The sequence below is a fragment of the Pseudomonas iridis genome, assembly GCF_017980685.1.
Taxonomy (GTDB): domain Bacteria; phylum Pseudomonadota; class Gammaproteobacteria; order Pseudomonadales; family Pseudomonadaceae; genus Aquipseudomonas; species Aquipseudomonas iridis.
The window spans coordinates 307,077-321,899 of the sequence record NZ_JACXXO010000001.1; the positions used below are offsets into that span (position 1 = coordinate 307,077).

Genomic DNA, 14,823 nt, shown 5'->3' on the forward strand with positions numbered 1-14,823 from the left:
CTGCGGTGATTTCCAGAGCGGCGAAAACCCTGATTCCGTACATTGTCCGAGAGCCTTCCATGCCCCAATCCGCCAACGTCATCAGTGCCCCGATTGCCCGCAAGGCGGCCGGTGCCGACCCGTATGCCTGGCTGCAGGAACGCGACACCGACGCGGTGCTCGATTACCTCAAGGCTGAAAACGCCTATCAGGAAGCGCAAACCGCCGATCAGGCCGGGCTGCGCGAAACCCTGTTCGAAGAGATCAAGGGCCGCATCCTTGAAACCGATTTGTCCCTGCCCTCGCCGTGGGGTCCGTACCTTTATTACACGCGCACCACGGCGGGCGATGAATACGCTCGGCATTACCGTTGCCCGCGCCCGGCGGACGACAGCCTGACCCTCGACGAAAGCCGCGAACAGCTGCTGCTCGACCCGAACGTGCTGGCCGATGGCGGCTTCTTTTCGCTGGGTGCTTTCAGCATCAGCCCCGATCACCAGCGTCTGGCCTACAGCGTCGATGCCTCGGGCGATGAAATTTACACCCTGTTCGTCAAGGAACTGTCCAACGAAAAGGTCAGCGAACTGGAATTCGAAGACTGCGATGGCAGCATGACGTGGGCAAACGACAGTCTGACGCTGTTTTTCGGCGCCCTCGACGACACTCATCGCCCGTACAAACTGTTCCGTTATCGCCTGGACGGCACCGCGGCCGAAGAAGTGTTCCACGAACCGGACGGGCGCTTTTTCCTGCACTGCTACCGCTCAAGCTCCGAGCAGCAATTGCTGCTGTCGCTGGGCAGCAAGACCACCAGCGAAGTCTGGGCGCTGGACGCCAACCAGCCGCATCTGCCGTTCACTTGCCTGGCGCCTCGGGTCGAAGACCATGAATACGATGTCGATCACGGCATGCTCGATGGCGCGTGGACGTGGTTTATCCGCACCAACCGCGACGGCATCAACTTCGCGCTGTATCAAGCGCCGGATACGGGTGTCGCACCGAGCGAGGCCGACTGGCAGAACCTGATCGCGCACAGCGATACGGTGATGCTCGACGGCGTGACCCTCAACACCGAAGCGATGACCCTGAGCCTGCGCGAAGGTGGACTGCCGATCATTGAAGTTCACCCACATGGCCTGACGCCTTATCGCGTGCAATTGCCGGACGCGGCCTACAGCCTCTACGTGCAAAACAGCCTGGAATTTGAAAGCGATCGCATTCGTCTGCGCTACGAGGCCTTGAATCGCCCCGCTCAGGTACGCCAACTGATTCTGGCGACGGGTGACCAAACCGTCCTCAAGGAAACCCCGGTGCTCGGCCCGTTCGACGCCGACGCCTACGTCAGCCAGCGCCTGTGGGCGACCGCTCCGGACGGTACGCAAGTGCCGATCAGTCTGGTGATGAAACGTGAAATGGTCGGCAAACCGGTGCCGCTCTACCTCTATGGGTACGGCGCTTACGGTTCGAGCCTCGACCCGTGGTTCTCCCATGCCCGTTTGAGCCTGCTCGATCGCGGCATGGCCTTCGCCATCGCCCACGTGCGCGGCGGCGGTGAGCTGGGCGAAGCCTGGTATCGCGCCGGCAAGCAGGAGCACAAGCACAACACCTTCAGCGACTTCATCGCCTGCGCCGAGTTTTTGATTCTCAACGGCATCACCACTGCGCCACAACTGGCGATCAGTGGTGGCAGCGCCGGCGGTTTGCTGATTGGCGCGGTGCTTAATCAGCGGCCGGATCTGTTTGGTGTGGCGATTGCCGAAGTACCGTTCGTCGACGTACTCAACACCATGCTCGACCCGGAGCTGCCGCTGACCGTCACGGAATACGACGAGTGGGGCAATCCCGAAGACCCGGACGTCTATGAGCGGATCAAGGCCTATGCGCCGTACGAAAACGTCAGCGCGCAGGATTATCCCGCGACGCTGGTCATCGCCGGCTACAACGACAGCCGCGTGCAGTACTGGGAAGCGGCCAAGTGGGTGGCGAAACTGCGCGCGAACAAGACTGACGACAACGTGCTCCTGCTCAAGACCGAATTGGGCGCAGGCCATGGCGGAATGAGCGGGCGATATCAGGGATTACGTGACGTAGCGCTCGAATATGCATTTGTTTTCAAGGTTCTGGGGCTTGCCTGAGGAACTCCGTCGGTCACTTGGGTCTTAATTGCAGACCCAAGAGGCCGATACCCCACAAATCCAATGTAGGGTTCATATAGCGCCTGAAACCGAGAAAACAAAAAGACAGCAATGACATGTCAGAACCAACCTTACTGAACAACGAAATCCGCGACTGGCTGATGGATTGCGGCCTGTTCGATCAATTGCTGCTCGCGGACTTTGCCGCAGCATCCGGCTACTTCAGCATCAGCACCGTGGCTGAGGGCGAGGCGATTTTCCGTGAAGGCGATGCCGGCAGCTTCATGTGCATTCTTCACACCGGCCAGGTCGCCGTGCAGAAAACCGGGCCCGACGGCCAGGTCATTACCATGGCCACGCTGCGCAGCGGTCGGGCATTCGGAGAAATGGCCGTGCTCGATGGCGAGCGACGTTCGGCGACGTGCATCGCGGCGAGCAATTGTCAGTTGCTGAACCTGGGCAAGGATTCGCTGGAAAAAATGCTCAACGACGCACCGAAGATCGCCGCCAAGATCATCCGCGCCCTCGCCGTTTCGCTGTCCAAACGCCTGCGCATGGCTGACGGCCAACTGGCGGCGCAGCAGATTTAACCGCCCGGGGTTTTCGCCTTGGTGCCGTTCGGCTCGATGCCCGGTAACGGTTGATCCTTGCTTGGCGGGCTGGGCATTTCGATCGGCACCAGCGGTGGGCTGCCACTGCCGGCGCCCGATTTGGGAATGTTGATCGGTGTGATCTGTGGGTATGGCGTCGGCGTTGCGGTGCCGGGCGAGCCGGGCTGCGGCGCCGGGCTGACCGGAATGGCCTGCTGTGCCTGCGCTGCAGTAATCGCGAGCGCGGCCAGGGCAATGACCGTTAGAATGGTGCGCTTCATCAAGGGCTCCGTTTGGCCTTAGTCTGCGCTCAGGCTACTCCCAACGGGCCTGCTTGCCTTCCCCCTTGTAGAGATTTCCATGAAACGTTTTGTTCTGCTCGACACCACCCCGATCCCTGAAAGCGGCGGTGCCCTGTGCCTGTTCGAGTATGGCGAGGATTTCGTCATCAAGATCCAGGGTGGCGACGGCGGGCAGTTGATGAACACGCGCATGCACGGCTCTGAAGATGCCTTGGCCGAGATCCCTTGCCGCAAGGTCGCCGGGCGTCCGGATTCGCGGGTGCTGATCGGTGGCCTGGGCATGGGTTTCACGCTCGCCTCTGCGCTCAAGCATCTGGGCAAAACCGCCGAAGTCGTGGTCGCTGAACTGGTCCCGGGCGTGGTCGAGTGGAACCGTGGTCCGCTTGGCGAAAAGTCCGGCCGCCCGCTGCTCGACCCGCGCACGGTGATCCGTCAGGAAGACGTTGCCAATGTGCTGCAGAGCGAGCCGAACGGTTTCGATGCGATCATGCTCGACGTCGACAACGGCCCTGAAGGCCTGACCCAGAAGGCCAATAGCTGGTTGTACTCCGCCGCCGGGCTGAACGCCTGCGCCAAGGCCTTGCGCCCCAAAGGCGTACTCGCCGTATGGTCGGCCAGCGCCGATCGGCAGTTTTCCGACAAATTGAAGAAGGCCGGTTTCAAGGCCGAAGAAGTGCAAGTCTTCGCCCACGGCAACAAAGGCACGCGCCACACAATCTGGATTGCCGAGAAGCTCAAGGGCTGAGCTAAACTGCGAACATAACCGTCTTTAGTCTTCTGCAAAGGTGAACCCATGAGTTCGTCCACCCCCACCAACACGTCGAAGCTCGATCGCATCCTCGCCGACAACCAGCGCGACAAGGAAATGGGCTACCGCGACAAGGCCCTGAAGATGTACCCGCACGTGTGTGGCCGCTGCACCCGTGAGTTTTCCGGCAAGCGCCTGAGCGAACTGACCGTGCACCACCGTGACCACAACCACGACAACAATCCGCAGGACGGCTCGAACTGGGAGTTGTTGTGCCTGTACTGCCATGACAACGAGCACTCGCGTTATACCGACCAGCAATACTTCAGCGAAGGCTCGCTGAGCACGCCGAAGATTGCCAAGGCGACGCACAATCCATTTGCTGCATTGGCCGGGCTGATGAAGAAAGAAGACTGATCTTCATGCCCACACTGGCCTCATCGCTGGCAAGCCAGCTCCCACAGTGATTTGGGTCGATCACAATTTTGTGTACCCCCGAAATACCTGTGGGAGCTGGCTTGCCAGCGATAAGGCCGGATCAGACACGGCAGATATCGAAGCTGCCCGCCCTCCCCCAATCCCCGTATAATCGCGCTCTTTTTCCCGAAGGCTCCCCGCTCGTGGCAGACAAACGTTACAGCTGCATTGGTTTGTACAACCCAAAATCACCGGAGAACGTCGGTTCGGTGATGCGCGCCGCAGGCTGTTACGGCGTGGCGTCGGTGTTCTATACCGGCAAACGTTATGAACGCGCCGCCGATTTCGTCACCGACACCAAGCGCGTGCATTACGACATTCCGCTGATCGGTATCGATGATCTGAAAAAGATTCTCCCGCTCAACTGCGTGCCAGTCGCTGTGGAACTCGTGGAAGGCGCCCGCCCGCTGCCGGAATACACCCACCCGGACCGCGCGCTGTACATCTTCGGCCCGGAAGACGGCTCGCTTGATAAAGAGATCCGCGACTGGTGCGAAGACGTCGTGTACATCCCGACCACCGGTTGCATGAACCTCGCCGCGACGGTCAACGTTGTGCTCTACGACCGCATGGCCAAGGGCCTGAATACCCGCTCCGGGCCAAAATTCCGCTGAAGCGTCGCACATCCGATGGAACAAGCTGACCGCTCTGGCAGTCAGCTTGTTTATCCATTATTCATTGCCTGGAGAAAGATCATGACCGAGCTCAAACGCGTCGAGCGTATCGAATCCACCCCGTTTCAGTCCCAATCCGACCAGAATGTTCAGGGCTGGGAGCGCATTGGCTCACTGGCCGGCGGCGTAGTGATGGTCGGCAAGGGCCTGCGCCGTGGCGGTGTGTTCGGGTTGATTCAGGTGGCGATTGGCGGTGTGGCCATGGCCCGCGGCATTACCGGGCACAGTTCGGTGAAAAGCCTGTTCGAGAGAAGCCGTCAGGACATGAACAACGTGCGGGCCAAGATTGAGCGCGCCGGTGAAGAACTGAGCAAGCTGAAGGCCAACGCCGAGGCCGCGACCAGCACCGCAACCGTTACTGGCAATGATTCGGTGAAATCGCCGAAAGCCGGGGTTTGATTCTGAGTTGGCGATGAGGCTCCCGGCCTCATCGCTGGCAAATCAGCTCCCGCAGGGTTTTGGAGTGTTCACGGAATCTGTGCCATTCAGATAAACCTGTGGGAGCTGGCAAGCCAGCGATGGCGGTATTAATAAACAACACATTATCCAGGACGTTTGTTCGTTAACCCGCGCGGAAAATCAGATGATCTTCCCAGTCATCCTCTGCCACGCTGCCTTCGGCGAGCATGCGCCCGGACTGGGAAATCCTTTCGTGGTGCACCGCATCTCGGTCGCCGCACACCAGGTGATGCCACAACGGCAGATCCTTGCCTTCGCTCACTAGTCGATAACCACAAGTCGGTGGCAGCCATTTGAACTCTTCAGCCTGGCCGGGAGTGAGCTGGATGCAGTCCGGGACAAACTTGATGCGGTTCGGGTAGTCGCTGCACTGGCAGGTTTTCAGGTCCAGCAGTTTGCAGGCGATGCGCGTGTAGTAGACGCTGTTGTCTTGCTCATCCTCGAGTTTTTGCAGGCAGCACAGGCCACAGCCGTCGCACAGCGATTCCCATTCCTCAAGATCCAGTTGATCGAGGGTTTTGCGTATCCAGAACGGTTCGACTTTGGCGGCCATGGCTCAAGCATCAACATCAGGTGGTGAAAAGGCCGCCAGTCTAGTGCCGAAGGCCCTGCGGGCCAAGCGCTGGCGACTGCCGGTTGCCCCGCACTTGTCAGTTTCTGTGGCGACGCGATCAATAACCGCGATTGAAATCCACTTCCCCGCGCAATGCTTCACCCGCCTGATACGCCTTCAAGTTGTCGACAAACAACTGCACCATCAACGCCGGAGAAGTCGGTGCCGAGCTGTGGCCGGTGAGCAGCAAGCCCCACGCCGTCCAGAATGGGTGACGTTGCGGCAGTGGCTCCTGACGGCAGACGTCGATCACTGCGCCCGCCAGATGACCTTCCTTGAGGGCCTCCACCAGATCCGCATCGACTACTGCTACGCCGCGCCCGACGTTCATGAACAACCCGGTCGGCTTGAATTGCTTGAACAGCGCCGCGTCGTAGATATCGTGGGTGTGTTCGGTATTGGGCAGCAGGTTGACCACGTAATCCACTTCGCCCACCAGCCGCGGCAGATCCGCCATTGAGCCGACCTCGACAAACGGCGCCTGCTCGCGGGCACTGCTGGCGATGCCGTACAACTCAACGCCGAACGGCAGCAGAAACTGCGCCACGCTCTGGCCGATGTCGCCGGTGCCGACGATCAGCACCTTGCGCCCGACCAGACTCTGGCCGGTGCGGTTGTCCCATTTACGCTCGACCTGGCTGACCAGCCGTGCCAGCACTTCGCGTTCGTGGCCGAGCATATAGGTCAGCACGTATTCAGCCATCACCTGGCCAAAAATCCCCACCGCGCGGGTCAAGCGATAATCCCGGCAGAGGCCGTCGGCGAGCAGCGGTGTGATGCCGGCCCAGGTCGATTGCAGCCATTGCGGTTGATGCCCTTGGCGCAACAAGGTCGCGAGCAGATCCGGCTGTCCCAGCCACACCGGGCAGTCGGCAGCCAGTTGAGCCAGTTCAGCCGAGTCGCCGCTGGTCAGCACTTCGAGCTCCGGCGCCGCCTGTTGCAGCAGCCGGGCGTATATCGCGTGGTCGTGTTCAGCAATCAGAACGCGCATCTTCAAACCTTTCGCAAATCGTGCAGATGGCCGCAACATTCATCGCGGCCATCGCGTTAAAAACAGTTCCAGGGTTAACGAGGCCCAGAACAGGGCCTCGCCGGTCACATTGGGTCGTTGCGGCGCAACAACTCTTCGGGCAAGTGCTCGATGTACTCGTCCTCGGCCGGTGGCATTTGCAGGTGATAGCCCTGCTTTTCGAGGTTTTCCAGCACCACGACGATATCTTCGCTGGCCAGTTTGCGCTCCGGCGACAGCACCAGATTGAACGAGTGTTTCGGCTTGCCGAACGCCAGCATCAGGGCTTCCGGAACACGCTCAAGCTCATCGCTCTTGAGCACATAGAGGTACATGCCGCTGCGTTTCGAGCTTTGGTAAATGGAGCAAATACGTTTCAAGGCTGTTCTCCGGCGGTGGCCAGGCTGTCGAGCAGCTTCTGGCCCATGAGTTCGCGGCGCCAGCCACGCAGCGACTCAGGCAATTGGTAAGGACCCCCGGGGTAGCCGCTTTTGACCAGGGCTTCGAGGGTTTTCTTGCGCAGCATCAGTTCCGGGGCGATGTCCAGACGCTCGGCCTCGGCTTGCCCCAGAGCGCGCAGTTGCTTGATCAGCGCGGCCGCTTCGATCGGCAATGGCTCCGGCACAGCGGGCGGCCATTGATCAGGGCCCACACTGCCAGAGCGCTTGATCAGATCAAGCAGAAATTCGCCGTCCTGACGCACGGTACGCGGGTGCATGTCTTCGATCTTGCCCAACGCACTGAGCGAGTCCGGTTGCGTGCGGGCCAGCGGCCACAGCGAATGCTCGCGCACGATACGGTTGCGCGGCAGGTCGCGGGCGCGGGCCTCGCGTTCGCGCCAGGCGCACAGTTCGCGCAGCACGGCCAACTGCGCACGGGACAGTTTCCACGCCAGTTTGGCGTCGCGATAAACCTCGTACGGATCGGTTTCGCGACGCAGGTTGGCGACCAGTTCAGCGCCATCCTCCAGTACCCAGGCGAACTTGTCGTCAGACAGTTTCGGGCGCAACTGTACGAAAACCTCCGCCAGATGCACGGCATCTTCGGCGGCGTAGCTGATTTGCGTGTCGGACAACGGACGCTGCAACCAGTCGGAGCGGGTTTCGCCCTTCGGCAGTTCGATGCCGAGCACTGATTGCACCAGCCGCGAATAACCCATCGAGAACCCGAGGTTCAGATAAGCGGCGGCCAATTGCGTGTCGAACATTGGCGCTGGCAGGCTGCCTGTCAGGCGCAACAGGACTTCGAGGTCTTCACTGCAGGCGTGCAGGACTTTAAGCACCGCCGGGTTTTCCAGCAGTGCGGCCAGTGGTTGCCAGGCATTGATGCTCAGCGGGTCAATCAGGTAGGCGCGTTTGCCGTCGCCAACCTGTAACAGGCCGGCAATCGGGTAGAAGGTGTCGACCCGCATGAATTCGGTGTCGATGGCCACGAAAGGCAGCTGCTGCCACTCGGCGCAAAATTGCGCGAGGCTTTCGTTGTCGCGAATCCAGTGAATATCGATGGCCACACGGCTCTCCCTTGAAGAATGGCGCGCAGTATATATCGCCACTGGCGGTTTCCGCGCCTCAACTGGACAAGAGCTTGATGAAATCTCCCGCCTGAAGGAAGAATAGTCTTACAAGGTGAGTCTGCTGGCTCACTCTTTGGCCAACACCCCGTCGATCACCGCGCCACGGCAGCCCGCGAACATATCCAGATCCTGCTGGTAGACCGAGCTGTGCACTTCCAGCAGGCCCAGCATCGAATGAAACAGGTTGTCCTGGCTCAACGGCTTGTCGCGACTCATTTGCAGGCAATGCGTGTCGACCGAGTAGGACTTCTGATAGCTGTCGGAGAACCACGCCAGCATGGCGACATGTTTCTGCTGCTCCGGCGCCAGCATGTAAGGCGTGCCGTGAAGGAACAGGTTGTACTCGCCCAGCGACTCCCCGTGATCAGACAGATACAGCATGGCGGTATCGACCTTGTCCTGATTGCTACGCAACACATCAATCAGACTCGACAGCACATGGTCGGTGTACACCAGCGTGTTGTCGTAACCGTTAACGATACTTTCGCGGCTGCAGTTGTTCAGTGCATTACTTTCACAGACCGGGGTGAAGTGCTCGTACTCCTTCGGATAACGCTTGAAGTACTCCGGGCCGTGACTGCCCATCTGGTGCAATACCAGCACGGTGTCCTTGTCCAGATGATCGATAAAACCCTGCAGGCCTTGCAGGAGAATTTCGTCGCGACATTCGCTGTTGGCGCACAACGTCGGGTCTTTCAAGTTGCTGACGTCTTGCACAGTGACGCGATTACAGGTGTCTTTGCAGCCGGACTGGTTATCGCGCCAAATCACGTCAATCCCCGCGCGCTTGAGCACATCCAGCAAACCCTCTTCATTCTTCGCCTTACTGGCGTCGTAGTTCTTGCGGCCCATGTTGGAGAACATGCACGGCACTGAGACCGCCGTTTCCGTGCCGCAGGAATGTACATCGGTAAACGCAATCAACCCTGCTTCCTTGTCGAGTGTTGGCGTGGTGTCGCGGTCATACCCGAGAATGCCAAAGTTCTCCGCCCGCGCACTTTCACCCACCACCAGTACGGTCAAGGATTTGCGCGGATGATTCTGCAAGGCAACATCGCGCTGAGCATCTTCGCCGATCTTGACGAATGGCTGCTGCGCAGAAGCGACTTGTTCACGCAAATAGCCGGCCGATGCGCCGATGTAGTTGCTCGGCACCAGCATCAGGCGCAATTCGTGGTGATTGCGAAACAAGGATGACAAACCCTGGTAGTTGGCCAGCGCCACCCCACCGATGACCGCCACTGAGGCAAAGCTCACAATAACCTTGCTGAACAACTCGCGGTGCCAACGGCGGTAGTTGACTGGAACTTTCCACAGTAACCAGGACGGCACCACACCTAAAAAGACTATATAAGCGAGCAACTTCAGAGAAAGCAGATCACGAACTTCGGTGACATTGGTTTCAGCGAAGTTACGCAACATTCCCGCATCGATCAACACACCATACTGGCTCATGAAATAAGCCACACCGGCGCTGATCAGGAACAGCAACATCAGTACCGGTTTCAATACTCGGCGAAACGCCAGGAAGGTCAGCACAATGTTGAAGGCCGCGAAGATCATAACCCCGAAAGCGACACGCATGGCTATGCCCTTGGCATCCGCCGAGGTAATCGCGAACAGGTGCTGCCAAAGCACAAAGTTGAATCCAGCTAAAAAAAACGCACTGGCACACAACGTCACCCATTCCGGGCGCACGGCTTTTAACTTCAACATGATTAAGGATATTCCTGAAGAGAAGTGCCATCGCCAACTGTGAAAAGTTCATTGACTCGGACAGCACAAACTTTAAGCAGGAAACCATCAATTTTTTGTGAAAAAGAAGATAACGATTAGTTGGTTGATGGCTAAAAGCCAAAACTTGCGAAGTATTTGGGAATGATTCAGGTCTGGTTCAGCGAATCGCAGGATCCTCCTGCAGGGGGTCGCGAGGTTATTTGATTTTTAGGTGGGGTCGTGGATTTTCTGGTTTGCCCCAGTCAGGTGAGTACGCGCCTAATCGTCAGCCTTCGGTTTTAAGGTCTGAACATGGAAAACGTCCGCATCACCGCCCGCCCCGCAACCTGGCTCATGCTCGGCATCGTCTTGGTCGGCCTTAACCTGCGCCCATCGATGGCGGCAGTTGGTCCGCTGTTATCGGCGATACGTGGCGATATTGCGTTGAGTTTCAGCGTCGCCTCGTTGCTGACGATGCTCCCTGTCATGGCGATGGGATTGGCAATGTTTTTCGCAATGGGCATCAGCCAGCGCCTCGGTGAGCAACGCACGGTACTGATGTCGCTGGCCATCATTGGCCTGGCGACCGTGGCACGCCTGTTTGTTGATTCGGCCGCCGAGCTGATTGTCAGTGCCGTGCTCGCCGGGTTCGGGATCGCCCTGATTCAGGCCTTGATGCCAGCGTTCATCAAGTCGCGTTTTCCCGACAACGTGGCGCTGTGCATGGGCCTGTATGTGACCTCGATCATGGGCGGCGCGGCCATCGCCGCCTCGTTTGCACCACTGGTCATGTCACGCACTGGCAGTTGGCGCGTCGGTCTGGCGATATGGGCAGGGCTGGCGCTGCTGGCATTGTTGTTCTGGTGGGCACAGCGGGCGAATACGCCTCGGGACTCGGCGCCAGCTGTAAGAAAACAATCCTTCTTCACACATTCCCGCGCTTGGTTACTCGCAATCTTCTTCGGCCTGGGGACAGCGTCCTACACGTGCGTGCTCGCCTGGCTCGCGCCGTACTACGTTGAAAAAGGCTGGAGCGAACAAAACGCCGGGCTGTTGTTAGGTTTTCTGACCGCCATGGAGGTGATTTCCGGCCTGGTAGTGCCCGCCATCGCCAATCGCAGCCGTGATCGTCGTGTGGTGCTGATGGCGCTTCTCGGGCTGATCATTGGCGGTTTCTGTGGACTGATCCTCAGCCCGCAATCCCTCAGCCTGTTGTGGCCGTGCCTGCTGGGTCTGGGGATTGGCGGCTTGTTTCCGATGAGCCTGATCGTCTCGCTCGACCACCTCGACAACCCGCAGCGCGCCGGAGGGCTGACCGCCTTCGTACAGGGAATCGGCTATCTGATTGCCGGGCTCTCGCCACTGATGGCGGGGATGATCCGCGATCAGCTGGGCAGCTTCGAATGGGCGTGGTGGTCACTGACCGCAGTGATGGTGGTCATGCTTCACATGGTGTGGCGTTTCGATCCCCGGCATTACGCACGCCAGTTCCAATGATCGGGCTAGAGGCCTCTGGCCATGTTTCAGCGGTTTGATTGATGAAGTCGTCTTACTAAAACTTTCTGTCCCACAACTGTCCGTGAAATGTCCTACAAGGCTTTGTCCTGGAACCATCGTTCCGTTAGGATCGTTCGCACACGTTTGCGCGTATTCAGCGCAAGGAGCACAGCGAGACAGTACGGATGCTGAACAGTAACTTGCTTCGAAAACTCGACATGCAGGATCTCATGGTGTTTGTCGCCGTGTATGAGCAGAGCAGCGTCACCGATGTTTCGGAAACGCTGTTTGTCAGTCAGTCCACCGTCAGTTATTGCCTGAAAAAACTGCGAACCAGTTTCGAAGACGAGCTATTCATCAACACTCGCACCGGCATGCGCCCCACCTACAAGGCCTGCAGCATGTACGGCCATGTGCAGAAGATTCTTGAAAGTATCAACCTGTGCCACGCCGGCGCCCCGGTGTTCAACCCGACCCAGCAAGCGGTCACGTTCAACATCTGCGCTCCGGAATATTTCGAGCAACTGATTCTGCCGCGCCTGTTGAAACGTTTCGACTTCGATGACTTGCCGGTGATGGTCAACGTGCACAAGTTCGAAACTGACGTCCCGGCCGACGAATTGCGCGACGGCAGCCTTGATCTGGTGATCAGTTTCGGCCCCAATTTTCACCGCCACCACACTGACCTGAAATCGCGAATGTTGCTGGAGGATGACCTGGTCTGCGTCTTCGACAAACGCGCCACGCCACTGGAGCCGCGCCTGAGCCTGCAAGCGTTCACCGAGCGGCGGCATGTGTTCCCGACACCCTGGACGTCCACCACCAATATGGTCGACGGTTGGCTGGCACGGCAGGCACAGAAACGCCAGATCGTCGCGCGCTCGAACAGTTACAGCGCCGCACTGAAGATGATCACCGGCACCGATTTCATCCTCACCCTGCCCCGGCGCATCCAGCGTTTACTCACCAACGACGCGGTGTTTAATCACTGTGAGGCGCCCAATGGCCTGCCGGGATTCACCCTCGATATGCAATGGAGCCAGAACGCCGATCAGGACAGCGCCAACGTGTGGCTGCGCGAGCAAGTGATCAAGGTGTGCAGCGAGCTGGAAGCAGGCTAAATGGCGGCTTTACTGTAGGACTCGCGGTCGATATCCAACAGTTCCACACACAACTGCACCTCGACGCCGGCCGGCCATTCGCAAAGCTCCTGCAACACCGCCAGCAGACTTTGCGACAGCTGCTTCTTGGTCTCCGCCGAACGACCGCTGAGCAGTGCCAGCTTCACATGCACAAACGCCCGCTCGCCCATGGCCGTGCCGACCTTGAAGGTTTCAACCTTTACCGCACGGCTCTTGATATCGAACTCGGCGGCGAACTGACCGGAACCCACCAAAGTGTTGTTTAGCCGGATCAACGCGAGGTCGGCGTTCAACTGCGGCAGGTTGGCGGTGTATTCCATGTGCAGGTGTGGCATGGGGATGCTCCAGTCAGCGGGTTGGGGGGGCATACATATAACACAGCAAATCGCAGCGCCCTTGTTGGGGTCACGCCGGGATCAGAGGTCTTTCGCTCATGAACGCTTCAAGCCGCGAGCGCAACCAGCGCTCGGCCGGGTCGCTGTCGACGTGGCTGAGCCAGACCATCGACAGGTCCAGCGTCGGCGTCTTGAACGGGAACGGTTCTTTGAACAGCAGTCCGGAAGTGGCCATGGCTGCGGCGGTGTAGTCCGGCAGGCTGGCGATCAGGTCGGTGCCGGCCAACAGCGCCGGCAACGCGCTGTATTGCGGCACCGACAGTACCACCTGACGGGTACGACCGAGTTCCGCCAGCCACTCGTCGGCGAAGCCGCTGACGTTGGCCGTGTGGGACACCAGCACGTGCGGACGCGCGCAGTATTCATCGAGGGTCAGCGGTGTATCGGAGGCGTCGGCACGCAGGATGCTCGGCTGAATGTGCCGCAGCAATTTGCGTTTGGCATTGGCCGGCAGGCCACGGGTCTGGCTGATGCCGACGGTGATGTCGCCGGCGGCCAGCAAGTCGGGAATCCGCCAGTAATCGACGTGTTGCACAACGAACACGACGCTCGGTGCTTCCTGACGCAGCGCGCGCAACAGCGGCGGCAGCAGGCCAAACTCGACGTCATCGGACAGGCCGATGCGGAAGGTCATGGTGCTCACCGCCGGATCGAAATCGCGGGTCAGGCTCAGCGCCACCGACAGCGAATCCAGCGCAGGCTTGAGGTGGCGAAAGATATCTTCGGCGCGGGCCGTCGGCTCCATACGGTGGCCGACGCGAATAAACAACGGATCGTTGAGCATCGTGCGCAATCGGTTGAGCGCCGAGCTGATGGTCGGCTGGCCGAGAAACAGCTTTTCCGCCGCGCGGGTGACGTTGCGTTCGAGCATCAAGGTCTCGAACACCACCATCAGGTTGATGTCAGCCTTGCGAAGTTCATTGCGGTTCATCCATAGCCCCCTGCTCCCCGGAATGCGGGCAGTGTAGAAAGGCCTGGGGGGCGGCGTCCATCGTCATGATGCGTCGGTCCACCGGCAAGCGATTCAAACCCGTCCAACTGACCAACTCAAGATCGAGCAACTGACGAAAAAACCTCATGGGAGCGCGGGAAAAGTCTGTCGAGAAAGAACGCCATACAGCCAATCAACCGGACACACCAGACGCTCTGGCTCAAGCCCTTCAGAAACATCCTCCAACGATTGGAAACAAATGTCCGATGGCCAAAAAAACCGCCTGCGCTAGGCTTGCGTCGATGCGCCACACAGGCTGTCGCACGTATTAATCGCATGGAGCGAACTGAATGTATTTCGAGATTTACAGGCAATCCAGAGGCACCCCCACTACAGGCAAAGGCCAATGGCGTTGGAGACTGCGCGCGGGCAATCACGAGACCATCGCCAGTGGCGAGTCGTATGTGAACAAGGCGGATTGTTTACACGTGATCGAGTTGATCAAGGGTGCGCAGGGGGATACACCGGTTAAGGAAATTTAACCGCGAGAGTCACTGCGCGACACCGTCCTCCAGCCTTTTCC

At 59.1% G+C, this 14,823-nt stretch carries 17 protein-coding genes; 9 read left to right on the forward strand and 8 right to left on the reverse strand.

Going from position 1 to position 14,823, the window contains the following annotated elements; genetic code table 11:
• Window positions 1–59: 59 nt before the first annotated feature.
• Both IEQ42_RS01370 and IEQ42_RS01375 read left to right on the forward strand, forming a co-directional pair.
• Complete coding sequence (locus tag IEQ42_RS01370; protein WP_210702322.1) at window positions 60–2,114, forward strand: S9 family peptidase; 2,055 nt, start codon at window positions 60–62, stop codon at window positions 2,112–2,114.
• Between the two features lie 116 nt (window positions 2,115–2,230).
• On the forward strand, window positions 2,231–2,704 hold the full coding sequence (locus IEQ42_RS01375) for a cyclic nucleotide-binding domain-containing protein (protein WP_150594359.1): 474 nt from the start codon (window positions 2,231–2,233) through the stop codon (window positions 2,702–2,704).
• Here the strand turns inward: IEQ42_RS01375 and IEQ42_RS01380 are convergent.
• Window positions 2,701–2,985, reverse strand: coding sequence for a hypothetical protein (locus IEQ42_RS01380; RefSeq protein WP_210702323.1), 285 nt, complete (start codon window positions 2,983–2,985; stop codon window positions 2,701–2,703). The two genes, IEQ42_RS01375 and IEQ42_RS01380, sit on opposite strands and share 4 nt — an antisense overlap.
• Before the next feature lie 79 nt (window positions 2,986–3,064).
• On the opposite strand from IEQ42_RS01380, the gene IEQ42_RS01385 reads away from it, so the two are divergent.
• The 4 genes from IEQ42_RS01385 to IEQ42_RS01400 all read left to right on the forward strand — a co-directional run bounded on the left by IEQ42_RS01385 (window position 3,065) and on the right by IEQ42_RS01400 (window position 5,304).
• Window positions 3,065–3,751: a spermidine synthase gene (locus tag IEQ42_RS01385; protein WP_042558095.1), complete on the forward strand. Its 687-nt coding sequence runs from the start codon at window positions 3,065–3,067 to the stop codon at window positions 3,749–3,751.
• 48 nt (window positions 3,752–3,799) lie between these two features.
• Window positions 3,800–4,171, forward strand: coding sequence for a YajD family HNH nuclease (locus tag IEQ42_RS01390; protein WP_007911336.1), 372 nt, complete (start codon window positions 3,800–3,802; stop codon window positions 4,169–4,171).
• A 203-nt stretch (window positions 4,172–4,374) separates the two neighbouring features.
• A complete protein-coding gene (locus IEQ42_RS01395; protein ID WP_007911337.1) occupies window positions 4,375–4,845 on the forward strand; it encodes an RNA methyltransferase in 471 nt (156 codons plus the stop codon).
• Window positions 4,846–4,926: 81 nt separating this feature from the next.
• Entirely contained in the window at window positions 4,927–5,304 is a 378-nt protein-coding gene (locus IEQ42_RS01400; RefSeq protein WP_210702324.1) for a YgaP family membrane protein, read from the forward strand.
• 163 nt (window positions 5,305–5,467) lie between these two features.
• Here IEQ42_RS01400 and IEQ42_RS01405 read toward each other — a convergent pair whose 3' ends face one another.
• From IEQ42_RS01405 to IEQ42_RS01425, 5 genes are all read right to left on the reverse strand, one after another.
• Window positions 5,468–5,917 (reverse strand): YcgN family cysteine cluster protein, encoded by a 450-nt coding sequence (locus IEQ42_RS01405; protein ID WP_210702325.1) that lies wholly within the window; start codon window positions 5,915–5,917, stop codon window positions 5,468–5,470.
• 118 nt (window positions 5,918–6,035) lie between these two features.
• Window positions 6,036–6,968: a D-2-hydroxyacid dehydrogenase gene (locus tag IEQ42_RS01410; protein ID WP_042561975.1), complete on the reverse strand. Its 933-nt coding sequence runs from the start codon at window positions 6,966–6,968 to the stop codon at window positions 6,036–6,038.
• Window positions 6,969–7,072: 104 nt separating this feature from the next.
• The gene (locus IEQ42_RS01415; protein WP_210702326.1) at window positions 7,073–7,366 is read right to left on the reverse strand and encodes a YcgL domain-containing protein; all 294 of its coding nucleotides are present in this window, start codon (window positions 7,364–7,366) and stop codon (window positions 7,073–7,075) included.
• The gene (rnd, locus tag IEQ42_RS01420; protein WP_210702327.1) at window positions 7,363–8,496 is read right to left on the reverse strand and encodes a ribonuclease D; all 1,134 of its coding nucleotides are present in this window, start codon (window positions 8,494–8,496) and stop codon (window positions 7,363–7,365) included. Before rnd ends, IEQ42_RS01415 begins: the two co-directional genes overlap by 4 nt.
• Window positions 8,497–8,625: 129 nt before the next feature.
• The gene (locus tag IEQ42_RS01425; RefSeq protein ID WP_210702328.1) at window positions 8,626–10,275 is read right to left on the reverse strand and encodes a phosphoethanolamine transferase; all 1,650 of its coding nucleotides are present in this window, start codon (window positions 10,273–10,275) and stop codon (window positions 8,626–8,628) included.
• A gap of 312 nt (window positions 10,276–10,587) precedes the next feature.
• Between IEQ42_RS01425 and IEQ42_RS01430 the strand changes: the two genes are divergently transcribed.
• Together IEQ42_RS01430 and IEQ42_RS01435 are read left to right on the forward strand one after the other, a co-directional pair.
• Window positions 10,588–11,772: a cyanate transporter gene (locus IEQ42_RS01430; RefSeq protein WP_210702329.1), complete on the forward strand. Its 1,185-nt coding sequence runs from the start codon at window positions 10,588–10,590 to the stop codon at window positions 11,770–11,772.
• 185 nt (window positions 11,773–11,957) lie between these two features.
• On the forward strand, window positions 11,958–12,893 hold the full coding sequence (locus tag IEQ42_RS01435; protein ID WP_210622168.1) for a LysR family transcriptional regulator: 936 nt from the start codon (window positions 11,958–11,960) through the stop codon (window positions 12,891–12,893).
• On the opposite strand, the gene IEQ42_RS01440 is transcribed toward IEQ42_RS01435, so the two are convergent.
• Both IEQ42_RS01440 and IEQ42_RS01445 read right to left on the reverse strand, forming a co-directional pair.
• Window positions 12,890–13,249, reverse strand: a complete 360-nt coding sequence (locus IEQ42_RS01440) for a 5-carboxymethyl-2-hydroxymuconate Delta-isomerase (protein WP_047300084.1) — start codon at window positions 13,247–13,249, stop codon at window positions 12,890–12,892. The two genes, IEQ42_RS01435 and IEQ42_RS01440, sit on opposite strands and share 4 nt — an antisense overlap.
• 70 nt (window positions 13,250–13,319) lie before the next feature.
• Complete coding sequence (locus IEQ42_RS01445; RefSeq protein WP_047300083.1) at window positions 13,320–14,240, reverse strand: LysR substrate-binding domain-containing protein; 921 nt, start codon at window positions 14,238–14,240, stop codon at window positions 13,320–13,322.
• A 350-nt stretch (window positions 14,241–14,590) separates the two neighbouring features.
• Between IEQ42_RS01445 and IEQ42_RS01450 the strand changes: the two genes are divergently transcribed.
• A complete protein-coding gene (locus IEQ42_RS01450) occupies window positions 14,591–14,782 on the forward strand; it encodes a YegP family protein (protein ID WP_150617663.1) in 192 nt (63 codons plus the stop codon).
• The last annotated feature ends 41 nt before the right edge of the window (window positions 14,783–14,823 follow it).

Excerpts from the sequence above, each read along its gene's own strand:
- IEQ42_RS01385 (WP_042558095.1), top strand. The coding sequence starts at position 3,065 with ATGAAACGTTTTGTTCTGCTCGACACCACCCCGATCCCTGAAAGCGGC.
- IEQ42_RS01375 (WP_150594359.1), top strand. The coding sequence starts at position 2,231 with ATGTCAGAACCAACCTTACTGAACAACGAAATCCGCGACTGGCTGATG.
- IEQ42_RS01435 (WP_210622168.1), top strand. The coding sequence starts at position 11,958 with ATGCTGAACAGTAACTTGCTTCGAAAACTCGACATGCAGGATCTCATG.
- IEQ42_RS01400 (WP_210702324.1), top strand. The coding sequence starts at position 4,927 with ATGACCGAGCTCAAACGCGTCGAGCGTATCGAATCCACCCCGTTTCAG.
- IEQ42_RS01440 (WP_047300084.1), bottom strand. The coding sequence starts at position 13,249 with ATGCCACACCTGCACATGGAATACACCGCCAACCTGCCGCAGTTGAAC.
- IEQ42_RS01450 (WP_150617663.1), top strand. The coding sequence starts at position 14,591 with ATGTATTTCGAGATTTACAGGCAATCCAGAGGCACCCCCACTACAGGC.
- IEQ42_RS01405 (WP_210702325.1), bottom strand. The coding sequence starts at position 5,917 with ATGGCCGCCAAAGTCGAACCGTTCTGGATACGCAAAACCCTCGATCAA.
- IEQ42_RS01445 (WP_047300083.1), bottom strand. The coding sequence starts at position 14,240 with ATGAACCGCAATGAACTTCGCAAGGCTGACATCAACCTGATGGTGGTG.
- IEQ42_RS01380 (WP_210702323.1), bottom strand. The coding sequence starts at position 2,985 with ATGAAGCGCACCATTCTAACGGTCATTGCCCTGGCCGCGCTCGCGATT.
- IEQ42_RS01425 (WP_210702328.1), bottom strand. The coding sequence starts at position 10,275 with ATGTTGAAGTTAAAAGCCGTGCGCCCGGAATGGGTGACGTTGTGTGCC.
- IEQ42_RS01410 (WP_042561975.1), bottom strand. The coding sequence starts at position 6,968 with ATGCGCGTTCTGATTGCTGAACACGACCACGCGATATACGCCCGGCTG.
- IEQ42_RS01430 (WP_210702329.1), top strand. The coding sequence starts at position 10,588 with ATGGAAAACGTCCGCATCACCGCCCGCCCCGCAACCTGGCTCATGCTC.
- IEQ42_RS01370 (WP_210702322.1), top strand. The coding sequence starts at position 60 with ATGCCCCAATCCGCCAACGTCATCAGTGCCCCGATTGCCCGCAAGGCG.
- IEQ42_RS01390 (WP_007911336.1), top strand. The coding sequence starts at position 3,800 with ATGAGTTCGTCCACCCCCACCAACACGTCGAAGCTCGATCGCATCCTC.